Source organism: Aliidongia sp. (genome assembly GCF_035943795.1).
Lineage (GTDB): Bacteria > Pseudomonadota > Alphaproteobacteria > ATCC43930 > CGMCC-115725 > Aliidongia.
Map to the genome: position 1 here is coordinate 21,214 of NZ_DASZBY010000087.1, position 17,257 is coordinate 38,470.

A 17,257-nucleotide genomic window follows, 5' to 3' on the forward strand; every position below is an offset into this window, starting at 1 on the left:
GTACGCTCCGGCCGCGCCGACGTCAAGCGCCGTCGCCAGGCCCGACCCGGGGGCGCCGCCGGCTCAGGTGGCGAATTCCGGTTCATCCCGCATCAAGGACCGCTTGATGCTTTCCAGATGCAGCCGGGCGCTCTCCTGGTCGCCGGCCCGCATCTGCTCATAGGTGCGACGGGCGACGTCCGGTGCCACCGCGCGCAACGGGCGGCCGGTACTGAGCGCCTTGACCTGAACCTCAGCCGCCCTTTCGAGGTAATAGAGATCGTCCCAGGCCTCGGCGATGCCGGTGCCGACCACCATGACGCCGTGGTTGCGCAGGAACACGATGTCGGCATCACCCATGGCCGAAGCAATCCGGTCACCCTCGGCCTCGTCGAGCGCCAAGCCGTTGTAGACCTCGTCTACCATCGTGCGGCCGTAGAATTTGAGCGAACTCTGACCGGCCCAGGCCAGTGGCTCGCCTTCGACCATGCTCAAGGCCGTCGCATTCGGCATGTGGGTGTGAAACGCCGCGCGGGCGCGCGGCAATTGCTTGTGCAGCCGGGCATGGATGTAGAACGCCGTCGCCTCCGGCTGGCCGTCACCCTCGACGACATGCCCGTCGAAATCGCACACCAGCAGGCTGGATGCCGTGATCTCGCGGAACGCCAAGCCATAGGGATTGACCAGGAACAGGTCGTTCCGCCCAGGCACCAGGGCGGAGAAATGGTTGCAGATGCCCTCTTCGAAGCCGAGGCGCGCGGCCGTGCGGAAGCAGGCGGCAAGATCGATACGGGCCTGGCGCAGCGCGTCCCGGTCGATCTCGCCCCAGTTGGACAGGGGAGCGGCCGAAGCCGTGCGAAACTCATGGGCCATGCGGAACCCCCTCTTGCATCATGCGGACGATCAGAGCCAGCCGGCAGCTTTGAAGAGATTTGGCAGCCCGTCCAGTGTCGGCAGCACGGCCGCCGGCAGATAACCGTCGGTCGGGCGGCGGCCCGTCCCGCGGTCGATCCAGACATCGCGCAGGCCGAGCGCCCGGGTCGCGACCAGATCCAGGTGTGGGCTGGCGCAGACATGCAGCAAACTAGCGGCATCCGCGCCGATGGCCTGGTGCGCGTATTGGAAGATGCGGTGCGAGGATTTGTAGGCGCCGGCCTGTTCCGCCGTGACCACCCGGTCGATCGTTCCGCCGAGCTGCGCCACGTTGCCGGCGATGATCGCGTCGTCGGTGTTCGAGACGATGCAGAGCTTGAACCCCGCCGCCTTGAGCGCCATCAAGGTTGGCACGACCTCGGGAAAGGGCGGCATCCGGCCGATCGCGTCGGTCAGGGTCGCCGCATCCTGCGCGTCGGACGCAACGCCCAGTTCCTGCATCGTCGATCCGAGCGCCGCCCCCGTCACAGCCCTGAAGCTGCGATGGGGCCGGGACTGCTCCAACGCATGCTCGTGACGATCGTAGATCGCCAGGAAGCGGGCGGGATCGATCGCTTTGTCTTTGCGGGCCAGGATCGCCTGCACGGCGCCCAGCAGGCCTTCGTCCCATTGGATGAGGGTTCCGTAACAGTCGAATGTGATCCAGGTCGGACGAGGGCCGGACAGCATGGCAGCGGTCTCCGCGAAAACCGCAGGATCGGATATGAAGTCGTTCCCGTCCATCCGGAAAGCGGGCAGGCCGTCAACCGGCAATCGCGGCATCGACCGCGGTCAGCACCGTGCCGACGGTCATTTCCGCGAGCGGTACGCGCCGGAGCACCGTGACGTTCTGACCGCGCGGCGCACATCGGCTGGGTTCGGACTCGCCGGAAAACAGCACGACAAGGGGATGGCCGCCGGCGGCCGCAATGTGGCTGACGCCGGTGTCGTTGCCGATGGTGACGGTCGCAGCCCGGGACAGCGCCACCAGGTCGGCGAGTTCGGTCCGGCCGGTCAGGTCCAGCGCCTGCGGCGCCCGCGCCGCGATCGTCTCGGCCAGCCCGCGCTCGCCCTTGCCGCCGAGCACGACCGGCAGCAGCCCGCGCTCGACCAGGGCCCGGGCCAGCTCACCGTAGCGTTCGGCCGGCCAGCGCTTGCCGGGATGGCCGGGTGAGGAGCCCGGGATCATCAGCGCGAAGCGCCGCCCGGCCAGTTCCGGTGCCAGCGCGCCGCTTTCCGCCGGCAGGGCGGGCAGCGGCGTCGGATGGATGCCGGCCATCAGCAATTGTTCGGCCTGCTTGGCGATCGTGTGCTGCGGGTCGCGCTCCAGGTCGGCGTGGGGATGGGAACATCCGTTGGCGATGCCCGACCATTCCGGTCGCGGATCCGGCCACCAGAGCTGGGCATAGGAGCTGGAACGCTGCGAGGTCTGCAGGTCGTAGACCCGGTCGAACCGGCCGGCGCGAAGCATTCGCCGCAGCCCGAGCCAGCCGCCGATATCGAGCAGCGGCGCGCGCCGATCGGTGCGCACCGCATCGAAATGACCGGTCCCCTCGGCGAAAGCGGCGAACGGCTTCGTCGTCAGCAAGGTGATGTGATCGTGCCGGTGATGTCGCCGGATCGCTGCCATCGGTCCGAGCGCCTGGATGAAATCGCCGAGCGCGCTCAATTTGATCACCAGGATGCGCTTTGGTCCCGATCGCCGCCGCGGGGGCTGGTGGACCGGCAACGCGGCCAGATCGACGTGATCCTCGATCGCTTCCAGCGCCTCGAACAGCGCGGCGTGGCGTTCGATCTCGTCGGTGCCGATCGCGGCGTCGAGCCCATCCAGCACGCGTGCCGCTGCCGCGGCGGCCTCGGGCGTCGATGCGGGGCCGACCAGGTAGCGGATCGCGGGATCGCGTTCGAGCCGCCAGACCGCGCGAAGCGCGTCATAGCGGCGGTCGTGGCGCGAACGGGCCTCGTTCCATGCGAAGAAGCGGTTGAGCGGAGTCTCCGGCCGGAAGTCGGCCGAGGTGAGCGCCCTATCCGGTCGCGTCAAGGCACGACCGACAGCAGGATCTGCTCCAGCCGGCGGGATTGCGCCGGGGCGGCGAATTCGGCCTCGGCCCGCGCCCGGCCGGCGGTCGCCATCGCGCGGCGCAGGGTGGGATCGGCAGCGAGCCGGGCCAGGGCGGCGGCGAGGGCCGTGGCATCGCCCGGCGGCACGACCAGGCCGGTCGTCTCATGGGCGATCGCCTCGGCGATGCCGGCGCTGTCGGAGCCCACGACCGGAATGCCCGATGCCATCGCTTCCAGGATCACGTTCGGCAAGCCTTCGGCATCGCCGGCTTTCGCGGTCACGCTCGGCACCACCAAGGCCAGCGCGCCGGCCATGCGTGCCTTGACCGCGTCGTTGGCGAGCCAGCCCACCTGCTCGATGCCGCCGAGATCGGCGGCCCGCGCCGCCACCAGGGGCCCGAGCAAGCCGTCGCCGACCAGGGTCAGGCGCAGCGGATTGCCCTGGGCGCGCAAGATGGCCATGGCGTCCAGCAGGGTCGCGATGCCCTTCTTTTCGACGAAGCGGCCGACGAACAGGATCGCCGGCGGCGTCTCCGGCGGGCGGAGGGCGGGTACACCCTCGACCTCGATGCCATAGCGGTTCACCACCAGCTTGTCGGCCGGGAAACCGCGGTCGATCAAGCGGCGGCGGATGAAGTCCGAAACGCAGACGAACAGCCTGGCCTCGCGCTTCAGGGCTTCCAGCCGGCGCTGGTAGATCGTCGGGATCAGCTGGCGCCGATAATGCTTGTCCTTGGTCGCGTCCCCGCCATGGAAGCTCACGACCAGCGGCAAGCCCAGCCGGCGGGCGATCGGCAGGGCGAGTGCCCCGCCACGGCCGAAATGAGCATGGATCACGACCGGGTTCAGCGCGCGCAGGTCCGGCGTGCCGGGAACCAGCCCCAGTTGTTTAAACAAGGCCCGCTCGACATTGCCGAGGGCGCCCGGGCGGCCCAGCAGGTGACCGGGTGCGCCCAGGTCGGGCAGGCCATCGTCGAAACGACAGCCCAGCCAATAGGGCGACAGCGTGTCGAACGCGCAATATTGCCGCCGCATGAATGCCGCCTCTGAGCGCGGGATCAGCCGGTCGCGATAGAGCATCGCCGTGCGCATCAGTCGGCTCGGGTGGCGGGCGCCAGCTCGTCCTGGCGTATGGCCAGGGCGGCGATGCCGGAGGCCAGCATCAGCGCGGACAGGAACCATTCCTGCCAGACGCCGTAGCTGACTAGCGCGACCAAGGTGCCGGCGACGCTCGCCGCGACCAGGACGGAGGCGGCGACGCGCCGTCGGCCGGCATAGATCCGGCCGAGCGTGACGATGAGCGCGCCGAAACTCAGCACGATGCCGACAGCGCCCAGTTCGAGCCAGGTCTGCAGGATCGCATTGTGGGGATGCAGCGGCAGCTTCTCGCCGATCATCGGGCTGGCGACATCGGGGCAACCTGCGCCCAGCGCGACCGTGTCCTGGCCGCCGGGCATCCGCCGCGCGCCGTCGAGGCCCCAGCCCAGGATCGGCTTGTCGGCGATCCGCTCGGTCACGAAGTCCCAGATATAGATGCGGTGCAGCGCCGATTTCTTGTTGGCGAACATCCAACATTCCCGCGCCTGATCGAGCTGGACGGGAAAGGCCAGCGGCAGGCCCAGCGCAACGACGGCCAAGAGGGCGAGGAAGGTCCAGCGCAGCCGCGGCAAGGCCAGGACCAGCAGCCCGCCGCCGATTGCGCCGGCAAGCGCCACCTTGGCCGACAGGTCATGGGTGGCGAGGATCGTGGCGGCGGCGAGTACGGCCTGCGCCACGGCCAGACGCCGCGCCGCGGCACGCCACAGGCCCCAGCCGAGCGGCGCCAGCAGAATGGCGTGCACGGTAGCGCCCCGGCCGTAAAAAGTGACGAAATCGACATTGGTGCGTGCGACATGGCCGACACGGCTCAGTGGGCCGCCGAGCTCTATGTCGGCCAGCACCAGGGCATTCGCCAGCATCAGCCCGCAGGCGAGTGCCGGCAGCAGGCGCGGCAACCGGGCGGGCTCGAGGGTCCGACACCAATGGACGAAACCAATGCCCAGCGTGATGACGAGGATCAGCCGGCCGGCCAGGACCAGTGCCGCCTTGCCGTCGAGTGCCCAGCCGGCGGACGCCAGCATCAGCGCGAACATCGGCAGCCAGGGCACCAGCGACCGGCCGATGCGGCCCCAGCCGAACGTCGATTGCCGCCAGGCGAGTGTGCCGACGATCACCGTGGCGACCGGCAGCTGGACCGCGGCCGACAGCGGCGCCGCATAGATCAGCGGCCCGAGCAGGAACAGTACTGCAGCCAGCAGGCGGGCGACGAAGAGACCGGGGCGTTCGGTGGCGATGAACGGGGACGGCGACAGGGTCATGCGGTTCTCGGATCTCGCGACCCAGCGGATCCCCCGGGCCGAGCCTAGTTAGCCGGGGGCGGGGGGCCAGGGCAAGGCGGGCGTAGCGCCTCAGGCGGCGTCAGGCAGCAGACCGCCCCACCAACAATCGCTCCGTAGTCCCGCCCGGATATGGCGCATGAAGACGGGGAACGCGCAAAGTCCGCGCAGACCGCTCAGATGCCGGTTGTAATGGTCATCGCGAGGGCGTCGGTCGCTCCTGGCGGATGGGAACGGGCCGAGAAAGGCCCCTCGTTTTGCCCGCTTGTCAATCGCGCCGGCCAATGCGGGCTTGTCTCGGGCGATGCTTGTGGCAGTGTGCGCGCCTTTCATCCGGTCAGCATCCTCCAGGGGTTTTCCGATCCGCCTCGTTCCCGCCCTTTCTCCCTGCATTCCCTTGCCGCTACCCGCGATCGGCGCGTGGCGATGAGCGGCATCGGTGGTTTCCAGGGGCTCGAGGGACGGTTGGCGCTGCCCGAGGCGGTGGCCCGCCTGTCAGCCGCGCTCGCCGTCCGGGGGGCGGGAGAGGCGTCGGTCCACGAGGATGGCGTTCTGGTGCTGGTCCATCGCCAGCCGACGGACATCGACCGTCGGCCCGTAGCACAGCCCTTCGTCGATCCGCGCGGCGCCGTTCTGGTCGGCGACGGCGCGCTCGATCCGGCGCCGCTCCAGCTCTATCGGGCCTATGGTATCGAATTCGCCCGCCACCTGCGCGGCGGCGGCGCGCTGGCGCTCTACGATCCCGCGACCGGGCGCCTGCTGCTGGCCCGCGACGGCTTCGGCATCAAGCCGCTCTATTATGCCGAAACCGATCAGGGTTTCGTCTTTGCCTCCACGACGACGGCCTTGATCGCGACCGGCCTGATCCAGGCGAGCGTGCTTTCTCAGGCGCGCAACGAACTGCTGCAGCTGCAATTCACCACGGGGCGCACGACGCCTTTCGCGGGCATCCATCGCATGCTGCCCGGCGAGACCCTGATCGTCGAGCAGGGCCGGGTCGTCGACCGGCGCCTCTATCGGCCGCTGCCGGCAGTGGGTCCGCTGCCGATTGCGGTCGAGCCCGCGCTCCTCGCCCTCGATGGATTGCTGGATCGGGCTGTAGGTCGCCATGGTCGGGCCGAGGGGCCGATCGGGCTGTTCCTGACCGGCAGCGTCGAGTCGATCGCTCTCCTGGCCGGTATGGCGGCCCAGGGCGCGGCTCCCGTCGAAGCGCTGAGCCTCACCTATTCTCAGCCGACGCCGGGCAGCGACATCGAATTGGTCCGGACCGTCGCGGCAGCGGTCGGTGCCCGCTTGACCGAGGTACCGTTCCGCGAGGCCGATTTCTGGCACCTGTTGCCGGAAGTCGCCGCGGCGATCGACGATCCCATGGCGGACGTCTCGCTCGTGCCGCAGTGGAAACTCGCCTGCGTGGCGGCGGAGGCCGGCTTTCGAACCATCTTCTCCGGCGAGGGCGGCGACGAGCTGTTCGGCGGCTATGGCCGCTACCGCAGCCTGCTGCGCCCCTGGTGGGCCGGCGGACGGGTGCCGCGGACCCGCGGCGCGTTCGACGGACTGGCCGTGCTGCGCGCCCCGCTGCCCGGCTGGCGCGACGGCATCGTCGCGACGGATGCGGCGCAGGGGCTCGGCACCCGCACCCGCCTGCAGATGGTCCAGGCGGCGGATTGCCAGGATTGGCTGCCGAACGACCTGCTTGCCAGGTTCGACCGGTGCCTGGCCGCGCACGGTCTCGATGGCCGGCTGCCGCTGCTCGACCGCGAGATCGCGCTCTTCGCCTTCGGCCTGCCCGACACGCTCAAGATCCGCGACGGCGTCGGCAAATGGCTGTTGCGGCGCTGGCTCGACCAAAGGCTGCCGAGTGCCGCCGCATTGTCCCGGCGCCGCAGCGACGCCATTCCGATCGGCGCCTGGCTGCGGCGTCGGGGCGCCATGCTGGGTCCGCTCGTCGCCCGCCAGGACGGTCTCCGTGAGATCTGCCGGCCCGACGCCGTCGAGCGCCTGTTCGCAAAGATCGAAAACAAGCGTCAGGTCTTCGCTGCCTGGAATCTGCTGTTCTATGCGCTTTGGCATCGGGCGCATGTCGAGGGGCTGGCCCACGAACGCGACGTGTTCCAGACCCTGTCGGGCCACGGTCGGGGATGACGCTACGATGAACGGGGCCGTACCATGGTGCGGTCCCAACTCGTGCGAAGGCCGAAGAGGCGCGGCGGCGGCGAGGAACGTCCAATTTGCGCCGGTTGCGATCGAGCCGGAATCTTGCAAAAAACCCGAAGATCAACTCTCGAACGCGCTCACTCGGGCACTTCTCAACGGCTGAGCGCCGGCAAGGCGTCGAGCGCTGGTTCCGACAATTCCATCATCGGGTTTTCCTCGACCAGCTTTTTGTCCAGCCGGACGAAGATCGTGCCGCTCTCGTCGGCGATTAGGGTCAGCGCGCCGTCGGCCGCGGCAATGCGCAGCATCTGCCGTTCCGGCCGATGGAAGCGCAGGATCAGGCTGTCGGCGGTCTTGGAGAACAGCCACATCATGCCGGCGAAGCGCTTCGTCATGGCGTTGGCCTGGGAGATGCCCTCGGCGAATTCGCGATACGCATAGTGTGTCGTCTGCGGCAGCAGGATGCGCACGCCGACCTGCAAGGACAGGGTGCCCTTGGGCTGATTGGTGACGACGGTCGGGTTTTCATCCTTGAGCTGGTCGCTGAGCGGCAGGGCGAAGCTGTTGTCGTCGCCGACCTGAACGTCGATCGGCCCGGCCTTGGCGCGAACCGTCATCGTCAGCGGCCGGGCCACCAGGTTGCCGCCGTCGGGATGCAGGCTCTGGATCAGTGCCAGACGATCGCGCTGGTCCTGCGGCACGTTGAGAAAGGTCGTGATGCCGTCGACGAGCGTGCGGTAGGGCAGGGAAGCGAACTCGTCCGCCGCCCACGCCGGGCCGGCGAATGGCCCGACCGTCAGCAGCGCCGCCAGACCCGCGCCGAAAGTGCGGCGGGTGACCAGCCGTGTCGTCTTCACATGCGCCAAGATGGGGTCCGTGCTCAGGGCGCGACCATGCGCCAGCGCACCGTTTCGCCGGCCCGGAACGGTCGCAGCCCGCCGACCGGCTCGCCGACGCCGTCCGGAATGACCGTGTCGGCGCGTTCGAGCGTGACGGTGCCTTCGTTCAATGGCAGGCCGTAGAAGCGCGGACCGTTCAGGCTGGCGAAGCTCTCGAACCGGTCGAGCGCGCCCAGCTCGTCGAAGATGTCGGCATAGATTTCGAGCGCGAACGGCGCGCAGAACACGCCGGCGGCACAGCACTCCGCTTCCTTGGCGTGGCGTGGATGAGGTGCGGTGTCCGTGCCCAGGAAGAACCGGTCGCTGTCGGATGCGACGGCGCGGCGCAGCGCCTGGCGATGGGTTTCCCGCTTGGCGACGGGCAGGCAATAAGCGTGCGGGCGCAGGCCGCCGGCGAAGATGGCGTTGCGGTTGATCAGCAGGTGATGCGGCGTCACGGTCGCGGCGATGCCGGCCTCGGAGCTGGCGACATAGGCCGCGGCCTCCGCCGTCGTGATGTGCTCCAGCACGATCTTGAGGCCGGGCACGCGGGCGCGCAGCGGGATCAGCACGGTCTCGACGAACACCGCCTCGCGGTCGAAGATATCGACGGCCGGATCGGTCACCTCGCCATGGATCAGCAGCGGCATGCCGATCCGCGCCATGCGCTCGAACACGGGCGTAAGCTTCGCCACATCGGTGACGCCGAAGGCCGAGTTGGTCGTGGCCTTGGCCGGATAGAGCTTGGCGGCGGTGAAGGTGCCGCTGGCGAAACCGGCGGCAAGCTCGTCCGCATCGGTCGCGTCGGTCAGGTAGCAGGTCATCAGCGGTGTGAAGCCGCAGCCGGCCGGCAATGCCGCCAGGATGCGCGCGCGATAGGCGGCCGCGGCCTCGGCCGAGGTCACGGGCGGCACCAGGTTCGGCATGATGATGGCGCGCGCGAACTGCTGGGCGGTATAGCCGGCGACCGCTTGCAGCATCGCGCCGTCGCGCAGATGTACGTGCCAATCGTCGGGGCGTCGGATGGTCAGGCGGTCGGGGGCAGTCATCGAACGAGCCTCGGTTAACTTGGCCTGCAACTTCGTCGCTCGCGACCTCAGCGTCAATATCGGTGCGCCCGCAACCGTCATTCGGTGCCGGGGCTGCGCCTTTCGGCACACAGGTCGGGGCTCGCCATCCCTAAACGAGGCTGATAGAGTTCTGAAAGAGAACTTACGAGGAGAACGTCATGACCGCCTGCATCGTCGGCTGGGCTCACAGCCGCTTCGGCAAGCTCGAAGGGGAAACGCTCGAAAGCCTGATCACCCGGACCGCGGCCGATGCGATCGCCGATGCGGGCCTCGCCCCGGCGGATATCGACGCGATCTACATCGGGACGATGAACGCCGGCTTCGTGCGCCAGGAGTTTCCGTCGTCGCTGGTGCTCAACCTCGATCCGGCGCTGCGCTTCAAGCCTTCGACCCGGGTCGAGAATGCCTGCGCCACCGGCTCGGCCGCGATCCACCAGGCGATCAACATGATCGAGGCCAGGCGGGCAAAGCGCGTGCTCGTGGTCGGCGTCGAGAAGATGACCGAGGTCTCCGGGCCGCAGGTCGGCGAGATCCTGATCAAGGCCAGCTATATCGCCGAGGAGGGCGACATCCCGGGCGGATTCGCCGGCGTGTTCGCGCGCATCACCGAGCTCTATTTCCAGCGCTACGGCGACCAGTCGGACGCGCTCGCCCGCATCGCCGCCAAGAACCACAAGAACGGCGCCAGCAACCCGCTGGCCCATGTCCAGAAGGACCTGGGCTACGAGTTTTGCCGGACCGTGTCCGACAAGAACCCCTATGTCGCCGGCCTGCTGCGTCGGACCGACTGCTCGCTGGTCTCCGACGGCGCCGCCGCGGCCGTGCTGACCGACGTCGATACCGCGCTGGCGCTCGACAAGGCCGTCGTGTTCCGGGCGGCGGTGCAGGTGAACGACTATCTGCCCATGTCCAAGCGCGATATCGTCGCGTTCGAGGGCGCGCAACTGGCCTGGAAGCGGGCGTTCGCCGAGGCGCGGGTCGGGCTCGACGATCTGGACCTGGTCGAAACCCACGACTGCTTCACCACCGCCGAACTGATCGAGTACGAGGCGATGGGCCTGACCGCACCGGGCGAGGGCGCCCGCGCGATCCACGAGGGCTGGACCGAGAAGGACGGCAAGCTGCCGGTCAATGCGTCCGGCGGCCTGAAGGCCAAGGGACATCCGGTCGGCGCCACCGGCGTCTCGATGCATGTCATGGCCGCGATGCAACTGACCGGCACCGCCGGCGGCATCCAGATCAAGGATGCGAAGATGGTCGGTCTGTTCAACATGGGTGGCGCCGCAGTCGCGAACTTCGTCAGCATCCTCGAACCGTTGCGCTGAGAGGTCCCATGACCGGCTTCAAGGCGCTGCTGCTGCGCGAGCAGGACCGCAAGGTCTCGTCCGCGATCGAGACGCTCGACACGGATCAACTGTCCGACGGCGAGGTGCTGGTCCGCATCAGCCATTCGACCTTGAACTACAAGGACGGCATGGTGCTGAACGGCCTCGGCCGGTTGGTGCGAACCTATCCGCATGTTCCGGGCGTCGATTTCGCCGGCGTCGTGGAAACCTCGTCGAGCCCGGACTGGCGGGCCGGCGATCCGGTCATCCTGACCGGCTGGCGGGTCGGCGAATGGCATTGGGGTGGCTATGCCCAATATGCCCGGGTCAAAGCGGAATGGCTGGTTCGCTTGCCCGAAGGCATGACGGCCGCGCGGGCCATGGCGATCGGCACGGCCGGTTTCACCTCGATGCTGGCGGTCATGGCGCTGGAACGGCAAGGCTTGAAGCCCGGCGACGGCGACGTGCTGGTGACGGGCGCCGCGGGCGGCGTCGGCAGCGTTGCGGTTGCCTTGCTGGCCCGGCTCGGCCATCGCGTCATCGCCGCGACCGGCCGACCGGAAACGCACGACTACCTGACCGGTCTCGGCGCCGCGGGCTTCGTCGACCGGGCCGAACTGGCCCAGCCGGTCACCCGTCCGCTGCAGGCCGAACGCTGGGCCGGCGCCATCGATTCGGTCGGCTCGACCACCCTCGCGACGCTCCTGACCCAGCTCAAGTCCCGCGCCTCGGCCGCCGCCTGCGGCTTGGCCGGTGGCAACGACCTGCCGGCCAGCGTCATCCCGTTTCTGCTGCGCGGGGTCAATCTGCTGGGCATCGATTCGGTGCTGTCGCCGCTGCCGGAACGGCAGATCGCCTGGAGACGGTTGGCGGCCGAGCTGGACCCTGCGCTGATCGACGGCATGATCGAGACGATCGGGCTCGACCAGCTGCCGGAATATGCGCACCGGATCCTGAAGGGCCAGGTGCGCGGACGGATCGTGGTCGATGTGAACGCGTGAGGGCGGGTGATCGCGCCCCGACCGGCCGATGTCGCCTGGATCGGATATGCCCGCCGACTATCGTTTCTGGTTCGGTACCGTCATTCGCGCATTTTGATCCGATAACGCGCGAGCTCCGCTCGCGCCGCCTCGAGGGCGGTCTCCAGTTCCTGCTGACGCCCAGCCATCTGCGCGAGGCGGGTGTTTGCTTCCGAAAGCTGGGCCTTCGCGAGCGCCTCCGAATGTTTCACGTATCTGTCGAACACGTTCGGCTGCACCTGGAAAGCGTCGGCCAGTTCCGCTTTCTCGGCCGAGACATAGTAGCGGTTCAAGCCGTCGAACCAGACGCACCGATAGTCTGCCGCGATCAGGAGGTCTTCCCATTGGTCGTGCGTGGGAACCTGGGAATTCGGCGCGGTCGCCTCGATCAGGATGATCCAGGGCCGGAAATTTTTGAGATCCGCGCCCGCCAGAACGGCCCGTTCGAAACCCTCGACATCGATCTTCAGGAAATGGACCGGCCCGATCGGATGCGCCGCCAGGATCGACTGGAGCCGTCGTACGGACACTCGAATCTCGCTGCTGTGGAAGCCTTGCGTCCGAAGCGCCTGCAATTGATCGGACGAGGCCGTCGACAGGACATCGGCGCCCTGCACCATGAAAAATGAAGACGTTCCTTCGACGTCGCCCACCGCCAGGTTCAGGTTTATGTCGTCCGGGCGCAATGCTGCGAGCCGCTGGAAAGCAATCGGCGACGGCTCCAGATTGATGCCGCGCCAGCCTCGCTGGTAAAATGCCAATGTAACGGAGTCCGAGATCGGGTCGGCAGCTCCGACGTCGACGTAGCGGCCGTGCTGGACCCCGCCCAAGGCGCGATAGAGCAGAATATCTTCGCCATTTTGGGCGTACGACACGAACACTTTGGCACAACTCCGGCGCAATTCGTTGCCCTGATGCCTTATCATGCCGGCGTCTTGGATGCCCTCCAAATCCTGTGCCGTTCCCCGCCTCGATGCTGTCAGGCGCCGCGACGGATCGCTTCGCGATAGACGATGTAGAGGCCGCTCGCGATGACGATGGCGGCACCGACGAAGACCGGCAGGGTCGGCACATCGCCCCAGACCAGGAAGCCCAGCACCGTCGCCAGCAGCATGTTGGCATAGTCGAACGGCGCCACGATGACCGGCGGGGCGAGTGCGAAGGCACGGGTGAACGCGATCTGTCCGGCGCCCCCCAGCACGCCGGCCGCGATCAGCATCAGCCAGTCCGCCGGCGTCGGCATCACCCAGTAGAACGGCAGCACAAGACCCGAGATCAGCACCGACAGACAGGTGAACGAGGCGACGGTCGGCGCATTGCCGTCGGTGGCGGACAAGCGCCGGATGGTAATGATCGACAGCGCATAACTGAGCGTGGCGAGCAGAGCGATACCGGCGGCGGCACCGAACAGGCTGGATCCTGGCCGCACCATGATCAACACGCCCGCGAAGCCCGCGAGCACGGCCGACCAGCGGCGCCAACCGACCTGCTCGCCCAGCAGGGGCACCGACAGCGCGGTGATGAACAGCGGGGCGGCGAAGCCGATCGCGACGACGTCGGCAAGCGGCATCAGCGCGAACGCCTCGAAGAAGCACACGACCGAGACGAAGCCGATCACCGCGCGGGCCGCCTGCAGCCGTGGTTGCCGGGTCGCGAGCGCCTTCCATCCGCCCCCGCGCAGGATCAACACGCCGAGCGGCAGCAGCGCGAATAGGCTGCGGAAGAACACCACCTCGATGACCGGGTAACGCTCCGCCTGATATTTGATCAGGGCATCCATGACGCCGTACAGCAGCACCGCCAGCAGCATCGACGCGATGCCCGCGCCATTCTGATGGGCGCTGGCGGGACGGGGCAGGACGAGGGACATGGAGGACGGACTCTGACGGTCGTTGCCCGGCATTCTAGGGACGAAGCCCCGGCCGCGGCTAGTGACGATCTCGCGGCCTGGGCTGTATGGCCGGTTGCAGCGGACTGATGGACGTTTCGCTCGTGATTGGTTATAGCGCTTGCACGTATGACGAGAGGAGGAAATCTTGCCTGCACCCAGCCCCTTGCATCGGCAGCTCGGGAGGTTCGAAGGAGTCTGGACTGGCAGCGGCATCGTGTTTCCGAACCCTTGGGGGCCGAGTGGGGCCACGACCGGATCCTGGAATTTCCGGCTCGATCCCGGCGGCTTCAACCTGCTGCACGATTATGTGGAGCAACGATCCGACGGCTATCGCTTCGATGCCCATGGCGTGCTGACGGTCGACCCGGCGGCGGACGAGTATGTCTGGTTCTGGTTCGACAGCTATGGCTTTCCGCCGCTGTCGCCGGCGCGTGGCCGCTGGGACGGCGCGCGTCTGGTGCTGGAAAAGACGACGCCGCGCGGTGTCGGCCGCTCGATCTTCACCGTGCACGGCGACGAACTCGACTATGCGGCCGCGAGTAGGCTCGGCACCGAGCCGGCGTTCACACCGGTCGTGGAAGGGACGTACCGGCGCGATGGGCATCGAAGTGCCGACGGCATCGGAGGTGCCGAATGATCGGGTCGGCCTGGTGGAAGATGGCCTGCCTGATCCTGGCCTTCGCTCCTGCTGCACGGGCCGCCGATCGTGTGTCGACGGTCGACGGTTGGATTGCGGGCCATGCGGCCGCCGTCGAAAGTGTCGACCCTGCCGACCATGACTTCGCCGATCTGGCCGCGTTCGGCAGGGCGGTCGGCGACCGGCCTCTGGTAGCCTTGGGCGAATGGTCCCACGGCGATGCCCGCACTTTCGACCTCAAGGCCCGGCTCGTCGCCTATCTGCATGAGGAAAAGGGGTTCGACGTCCTGTTCCTGGAAAGCGGTCTCTATGATGCCAGCCAGATCTGGTCGCTGGCCCAGGGCGGCAAGTCGGTCGGGTCCCAGGCGCCGGACAACCTGTTCTACATGTATGCGAAGAGCCGCGAGGGGCAGTCGGTCCTGCGCTACGTCGATGAGGCGCGCACGGGTCCGCATCCCCTGATCCTCGCCGGGATCGACGCCCAGCATTCGGGCGGGCTGGCGAAGGACGAGATGCCGGCGGCGCTCGACCGGTTCCTCGCCGGCCGTGGCTCCGCGCTGCCGCAGTCGCCGGGTTGGGCCGGCTATCGCACGCTGGTCCATGGCCTGGTCGCGTTCGAGACCACGGTGCCGGACGCGGCACGGCAGCAGGCGTTCTTCGCGACGGCGGCGGCACTCGATGCCGAGCTTTGCGGGGCACAGCCCGACGCGTTCCGCTTCCCGGCCTCGCCCGGCTGGTGGTGCCGCATCGCCCGCAGCCTCGTGGCCCAGGCGCGCGACCATTGGACCGGCACGAGCCTGCGCGATACCGAGATGGCGGAGAACCTGCACTGGCTGCTGGAGCATCCCTACAAGGGGCGCAAGGCGATCCTGTGGGCCCACAGCGTCCATGCCGACCGGATCGCACCCTGGGAAACCCATGGTCCCAGCATGGGCAAGGTGCTGGATGGCACCTATCACGGACGCTATTACGTGGCCGACATCACCGTGCACGACGGCAGCTTCCTCGATTATGCCACCTTGAAGCCGGTACCAGTGCCGTCGATCGTGCCCGGCAGCCTGGAGGCCGCATTCGCGCGCCGAGGGTGGCCGTTCGGCTTCGTCGATCTCGCGGGTGCGCCGGAAGCCGTCACGGGGGGCGCGATGCGGTCGATCGACTATCAATATCTGCCGATCACGCTGGCGAATGCGGGTGTCGACGGGCTGTTCTACATCAGGACGGCAGCAGCGGCGGAGATGATCCGCTGAGCGTCGAAAGGTAAAAAATCTCGCCTTGGAAACGCAGATGGCCCTTATGCTGCGGGACTTATCCCCGATAGGGCTCGGTGTCATGCTTCACGCCGCCGCTTCGATCCTCTGCATGGTTCTGGTCGCCGGGTGCACCGATCTGGCGTCCGTCGCGGATTTCGCCCGGTGCGGGGCGGATGCGACCGGCGCAAGCGACGTGTTCGACGGCTATGTCGCGGCGGAAGCGAACGCGGTCCGGCTGGCCTACCCGCCGACCGATCACCCGACACCGGACGAGATCCGCGGTCGGCAGGCCGCCGTGGCGCTCGATCGGAAAGCCCCGGCACTCGCGGCCGGCAACCAGGCCGCCCTCGACACGCTCTCGCTCTACCTGACCGTGCTCGGCAAGCTGGCGTCGGATGGCTTGATCGACGTCAAGGACCAGGCCAATTCGATCGGAGCGTCGCTGAATGCGCTCGGCGCGACCTCGGCGGCCAGCGTCGTGCCGGCGGGCAATCTCGTCCAGTTCCTGGTGTCGGCGCCGCTCGACGCCTGGCGCAATCGCGCCGTCGGCAACCTGATCCAGGGGGCCAATCGGGATGTGCTGCTGCTGTGCGCCGACCTGTCGACGGACGCCCGCGCCGTCGCAGCCGCGTGGGGATCCGACATCCAGGCCGCCAGATCCTATTACGCGCGCATCCCGGGACCGGCGTCGGACATCCGCGGCAGCATGCTGATGATGGCGCTGGCCAACCAGGAGGCGACCGGCTTCGCCGCGAACCAGCAGAAGGCCAAGGCGCTGGGTGCTGCGCTGGACAAGGTGTGCAGCGGTCAGAAGCTTTTGTACGAGAATGTCGACAAGCTCGATCTCGCCTATGTCACGGCGACCTTGAACGGCTACTCGGCGGAAATCCAGAATGCCGCCAAGGTCAGACTCAAATGAAACTGATCGGAGACGAGCCATGGCGACGGCCGCACAATTGGTCGATCTCGCGGACAGCCTGAACGGTTATGCCGATGAGATCGACAGCTTCATCGGGGCGCAATCGAACCCGTTTTCCAGTGATTTCGCCGATCTGCGCGCCTGGGAAGGCAGGATCGCCGGCGCTGCCAATCAGGTGGCGGCCCTGGCGATCGAGATGCTCGTCGACGAGATCGCCGCCGCTGCCTCGGACCTGTCGGGCAAGGTCGCCATCGCCCAAGGGCAGTTGAAGGAGATCGAGGCGGTGGGCAGGAACCTGAAGATCGCCGCCACTATCCTGTCGGTGGCCGAAGCGGCCGCGACGGGCGACCCGTTCGCGGCGGTCAAGTCCGTCGACGACCTGGCGTGCCAGCTTCAGGCGGTGCTGCAGGCCTAACGCCGCCCCTTCTTCGGCAACGCGCCGGCCCAGGCGGTCCTGAGCGCGCTTTCCAGTTCCGCCGCATCGAGCCGGGCCAGCGTGGCGGTGGTCCAACCCTGCCGGCCCCAGGCGTTCGGCACGGCGGCGAACGCATCCGGGGCGGTCAGGCATTTCAATTCCTGCTCTTCCGGGCGGAATCGGACGTTCGCCGTGTGGCCGTCACCGGCGAGGGTCACATAGATGCGCGCGACCTTGAAGGCCGTGCGGTCGAAATGCGGAGCCTCGGTCGTGTCCGGCAAGGCGAGCGCGATGCGCCGCAAGTCTTCTCCCGTCGCCATCATGGCCCCTCCTGTCCGGCGAGCTTACGGGAAGCGGCCCACGGTCGCCATT

17 protein-coding genes are annotated in these 17,257 nt (G+C 68.0%); 7 read left to right on the forward strand and 10 right to left on the reverse strand.

Features of this window, described 5'->3' with window-relative positions:
- Positions 1 to 63: 63 nt before the first annotated feature.
- The 5 genes from VGV37_RS15845 to VGV37_RS15865 form a co-directional block, all read right to left on the reverse strand.
- A complete protein-coding gene (locus tag VGV37_RS15845) occupies positions 64 to 852 on the reverse strand; it encodes an aldolase (protein ID WP_326880660.1) in 789 nt (262 codons plus the stop codon).
- A gap of 30 nt (positions 853 to 882) precedes the next feature.
- Positions 883 to 1,581 carry a haloacid dehalogenase type II gene (locus VGV37_RS15850; RefSeq protein WP_326880662.1) on the reverse strand — a complete coding sequence of 233 codons (699 nt, stop codon included), beginning with the start codon at positions 1,579 to 1,581 and terminating at the stop codon, positions 883 to 885.
- Positions 1,582 to 1,654: 73 nt separating this feature from the next.
- Complete coding sequence (locus VGV37_RS15855) at positions 1,655 to 2,932, reverse strand: glycosyltransferase family 9 protein (RefSeq protein ID WP_326880663.1); 1,278 nt, start codon at positions 2,930 to 2,932, stop codon at positions 1,655 to 1,657.
- Positions 2,929 to 4,044 (reverse strand): glycosyltransferase, encoded by a 1,116-nt coding sequence (locus VGV37_RS15860; protein ID WP_326880664.1) that lies wholly within the window; start codon positions 4,042 to 4,044, stop codon positions 2,929 to 2,931. The genes VGV37_RS15855 and VGV37_RS15860 overlap by 4 nt, the downstream gene beginning before the upstream one ends.
- Positions 4,044 to 5,309: an O-antigen ligase family protein gene (locus tag VGV37_RS15865; RefSeq protein ID WP_326880665.1), complete on the reverse strand. Its 1,266-nt coding sequence runs from the start codon at positions 5,307 to 5,309 to the stop codon at positions 4,044 to 4,046. The genes VGV37_RS15860 and VGV37_RS15865 overlap by 1 nt, the downstream gene beginning before the upstream one ends.
- Positions 5,310 to 5,753: 444 nt before the next feature.
- Between VGV37_RS15865 and VGV37_RS15870 the strand changes: the two genes are divergently transcribed.
- On the forward strand, positions 5,754 to 7,469 hold the full coding sequence (locus tag VGV37_RS15870) for an asparagine synthetase B family protein (protein WP_326880666.1): 1,716 nt from the start codon (positions 5,754 to 5,756) through the stop codon (positions 7,467 to 7,469).
- 164 nt (positions 7,470 to 7,633) lie between these two features.
- Here the strand turns inward: VGV37_RS15870 and VGV37_RS15875 are convergent, their stop codons facing one another.
- The gene (locus tag VGV37_RS15875) at positions 7,634 to 8,338 is read right to left on the reverse strand and encodes a DUF2987 domain-containing protein (RefSeq protein WP_326880689.1); all 705 of its coding nucleotides are present in this window, start codon (positions 8,336 to 8,338) and stop codon (positions 7,634 to 7,636) included.
- A gap of 23 nt (positions 8,339 to 8,361) precedes the next feature.
- Entirely contained in the window at positions 8,362 to 9,408 is a 1,047-nt protein-coding gene (gene pyrC, locus VGV37_RS15880; protein ID WP_326880667.1) for a dihydroorotase, read from the reverse strand.
- Positions 9,409 to 9,587: 179 nt separating this feature from the next.
- On the opposite strand from pyrC, the gene VGV37_RS15885 reads away from it, so the two are divergent.
- Together VGV37_RS15885 and VGV37_RS15890 are read left to right on the forward strand one after the other, a co-directional pair.
- Positions 9,588 to 10,754, forward strand: a complete 1,167-nt coding sequence (locus tag VGV37_RS15885) for an acetyl-CoA acetyltransferase (RefSeq protein WP_326880668.1) — start codon at positions 9,588 to 9,590, stop codon at positions 10,752 to 10,754.
- Between the two features lie 8 nt (positions 10,755 to 10,762).
- A complete protein-coding gene (locus VGV37_RS15890; protein WP_326880669.1) occupies positions 10,763 to 11,755 on the forward strand; it encodes an MDR family oxidoreductase in 993 nt (330 codons plus the stop codon).
- An 80-nt stretch (positions 11,756 to 11,835) separates the two neighbouring features.
- On the opposite strand, the gene VGV37_RS15895 is transcribed toward VGV37_RS15890, so the two are convergent.
- Together VGV37_RS15895 and VGV37_RS15900 are read right to left on the reverse strand one after the other, a co-directional pair.
- A complete protein-coding gene (locus VGV37_RS15895) occupies positions 11,836 to 12,654 on the reverse strand; it encodes an FkbM family methyltransferase (RefSeq protein WP_326880670.1) in 819 nt (272 codons plus the stop codon).
- A 98-nt stretch (positions 12,655 to 12,752) separates the two neighbouring features.
- Complete coding sequence (locus tag VGV37_RS15900) at positions 12,753 to 13,643, reverse strand: DMT family transporter (RefSeq protein WP_326880671.1); 891 nt, start codon at positions 13,641 to 13,643, stop codon at positions 12,753 to 12,755.
- A gap of 166 nt (positions 13,644 to 13,809) precedes the next feature.
- Between VGV37_RS15900 and VGV37_RS15905 the strand changes: the two genes are divergently transcribed.
- The 4 genes from VGV37_RS15905 (at position 13,810) to VGV37_RS15920 (ending at position 16,885) form a co-directional block, all read left to right on the forward strand.
- A complete protein-coding gene (locus tag VGV37_RS15905) occupies positions 13,810 to 14,301 on the forward strand; it encodes a DUF1579 family protein (RefSeq protein ID WP_326880672.1) in 492 nt (163 codons plus the stop codon).
- Positions 14,298 to 15,548: an erythromycin esterase family protein gene (locus VGV37_RS15910; RefSeq protein ID WP_326880673.1), complete on the forward strand. Its 1,251-nt coding sequence runs from the start codon at positions 14,298 to 14,300 to the stop codon at positions 15,546 to 15,548. The genes VGV37_RS15905 and VGV37_RS15910 overlap by 4 nt, the downstream gene beginning before the upstream one ends.
- Before the next feature lie 112 nt (positions 15,549 to 15,660).
- Positions 15,661 to 16,470, forward strand: a complete 810-nt coding sequence (locus VGV37_RS15915; RefSeq protein WP_326880674.1) for a hypothetical protein — start codon at positions 15,661 to 15,663, stop codon at positions 16,468 to 16,470.
- 19 nt (positions 16,471 to 16,489) lie between these two features.
- Positions 16,490 to 16,885, forward strand: a complete 396-nt coding sequence (locus tag VGV37_RS15920; RefSeq protein ID WP_326880675.1) for a hypothetical protein — start codon at positions 16,490 to 16,492, stop codon at positions 16,883 to 16,885.
- Here the strand turns inward: VGV37_RS15920 and VGV37_RS15925 are convergent.
- Positions 16,882 to 17,208 (reverse strand): MmcQ/YjbR family DNA-binding protein, encoded by a 327-nt coding sequence (locus VGV37_RS15925; protein WP_326880676.1) that lies wholly within the window; start codon positions 17,206 to 17,208, stop codon positions 16,882 to 16,884. The genes VGV37_RS15920 and VGV37_RS15925 overlap by 4 nt on opposite strands.
- Positions 17,209 to 17,257 lie beyond the last annotated feature (49 nt).

Bases quoted from the DNA above. Each gene is read 5' to 3' on its own strand.
- VGV37_RS15845 (WP_326880660.1), bottom strand. From the start codon at position 852: ATGGCCCATGAGTTTCGCACGGCTTCGGCCGCTCCCCTGTCCAACTGG.
- pyrC (WP_326880667.1), bottom strand. From the start codon at position 9,408: ATGACTGCCCCCGACCGCCTGACCATCCGACGCCCCGACGATTGGCAC.
- VGV37_RS15890 (WP_326880669.1), top strand. From the start codon at position 10,763: ATGACCGGCTTCAAGGCGCTGCTGCTGCGCGAGCAGGACCGCAAGGTC.
- VGV37_RS15885 (WP_326880668.1), top strand. From the start codon at position 9,588: ATGACCGCCTGCATCGTCGGCTGGGCTCACAGCCGCTTCGGCAAGCTC.
- VGV37_RS15850 (WP_326880662.1), bottom strand. From the start codon at position 1,581: ATGCTGTCCGGCCCTCGTCCGACCTGGATCACATTCGACTGTTACGGA.
- VGV37_RS15870 (WP_326880666.1), top strand. From the start codon at position 5,754: ATGAGCGGCATCGGTGGTTTCCAGGGGCTCGAGGGACGGTTGGCGCTG.
- VGV37_RS15860 (WP_326880664.1), bottom strand. From the start codon at position 4,044: ATGCGCACGGCGATGCTCTATCGCGACCGGCTGATCCCGCGCTCAGAG.
- VGV37_RS15920 (WP_326880675.1), top strand. From the start codon at position 16,490: ATGGCGACGGCCGCACAATTGGTCGATCTCGCGGACAGCCTGAACGGT.
- VGV37_RS15925 (WP_326880676.1), bottom strand. From the start codon at position 17,208: ATGATGGCGACGGGAGAAGACTTGCGGCGCATCGCGCTCGCCTTGCCG.
- VGV37_RS15865 (WP_326880665.1), bottom strand. From the start codon at position 5,309: ATGACCCTGTCGCCGTCCCCGTTCATCGCCACCGAACGCCCCGGTCTC.
- VGV37_RS15915 (WP_326880674.1), top strand. From the start codon at position 15,661: ATGGTTCTGGTCGCCGGGTGCACCGATCTGGCGTCCGTCGCGGATTTC.
- VGV37_RS15910 (WP_326880673.1), top strand. From the start codon at position 14,298: ATGATCGGGTCGGCCTGGTGGAAGATGGCCTGCCTGATCCTGGCCTTC.
- VGV37_RS15900 (WP_326880671.1), bottom strand. From the start codon at position 13,643: ATGTCCCTCGTCCTGCCCCGTCCCGCCAGCGCCCATCAGAATGGCGCG.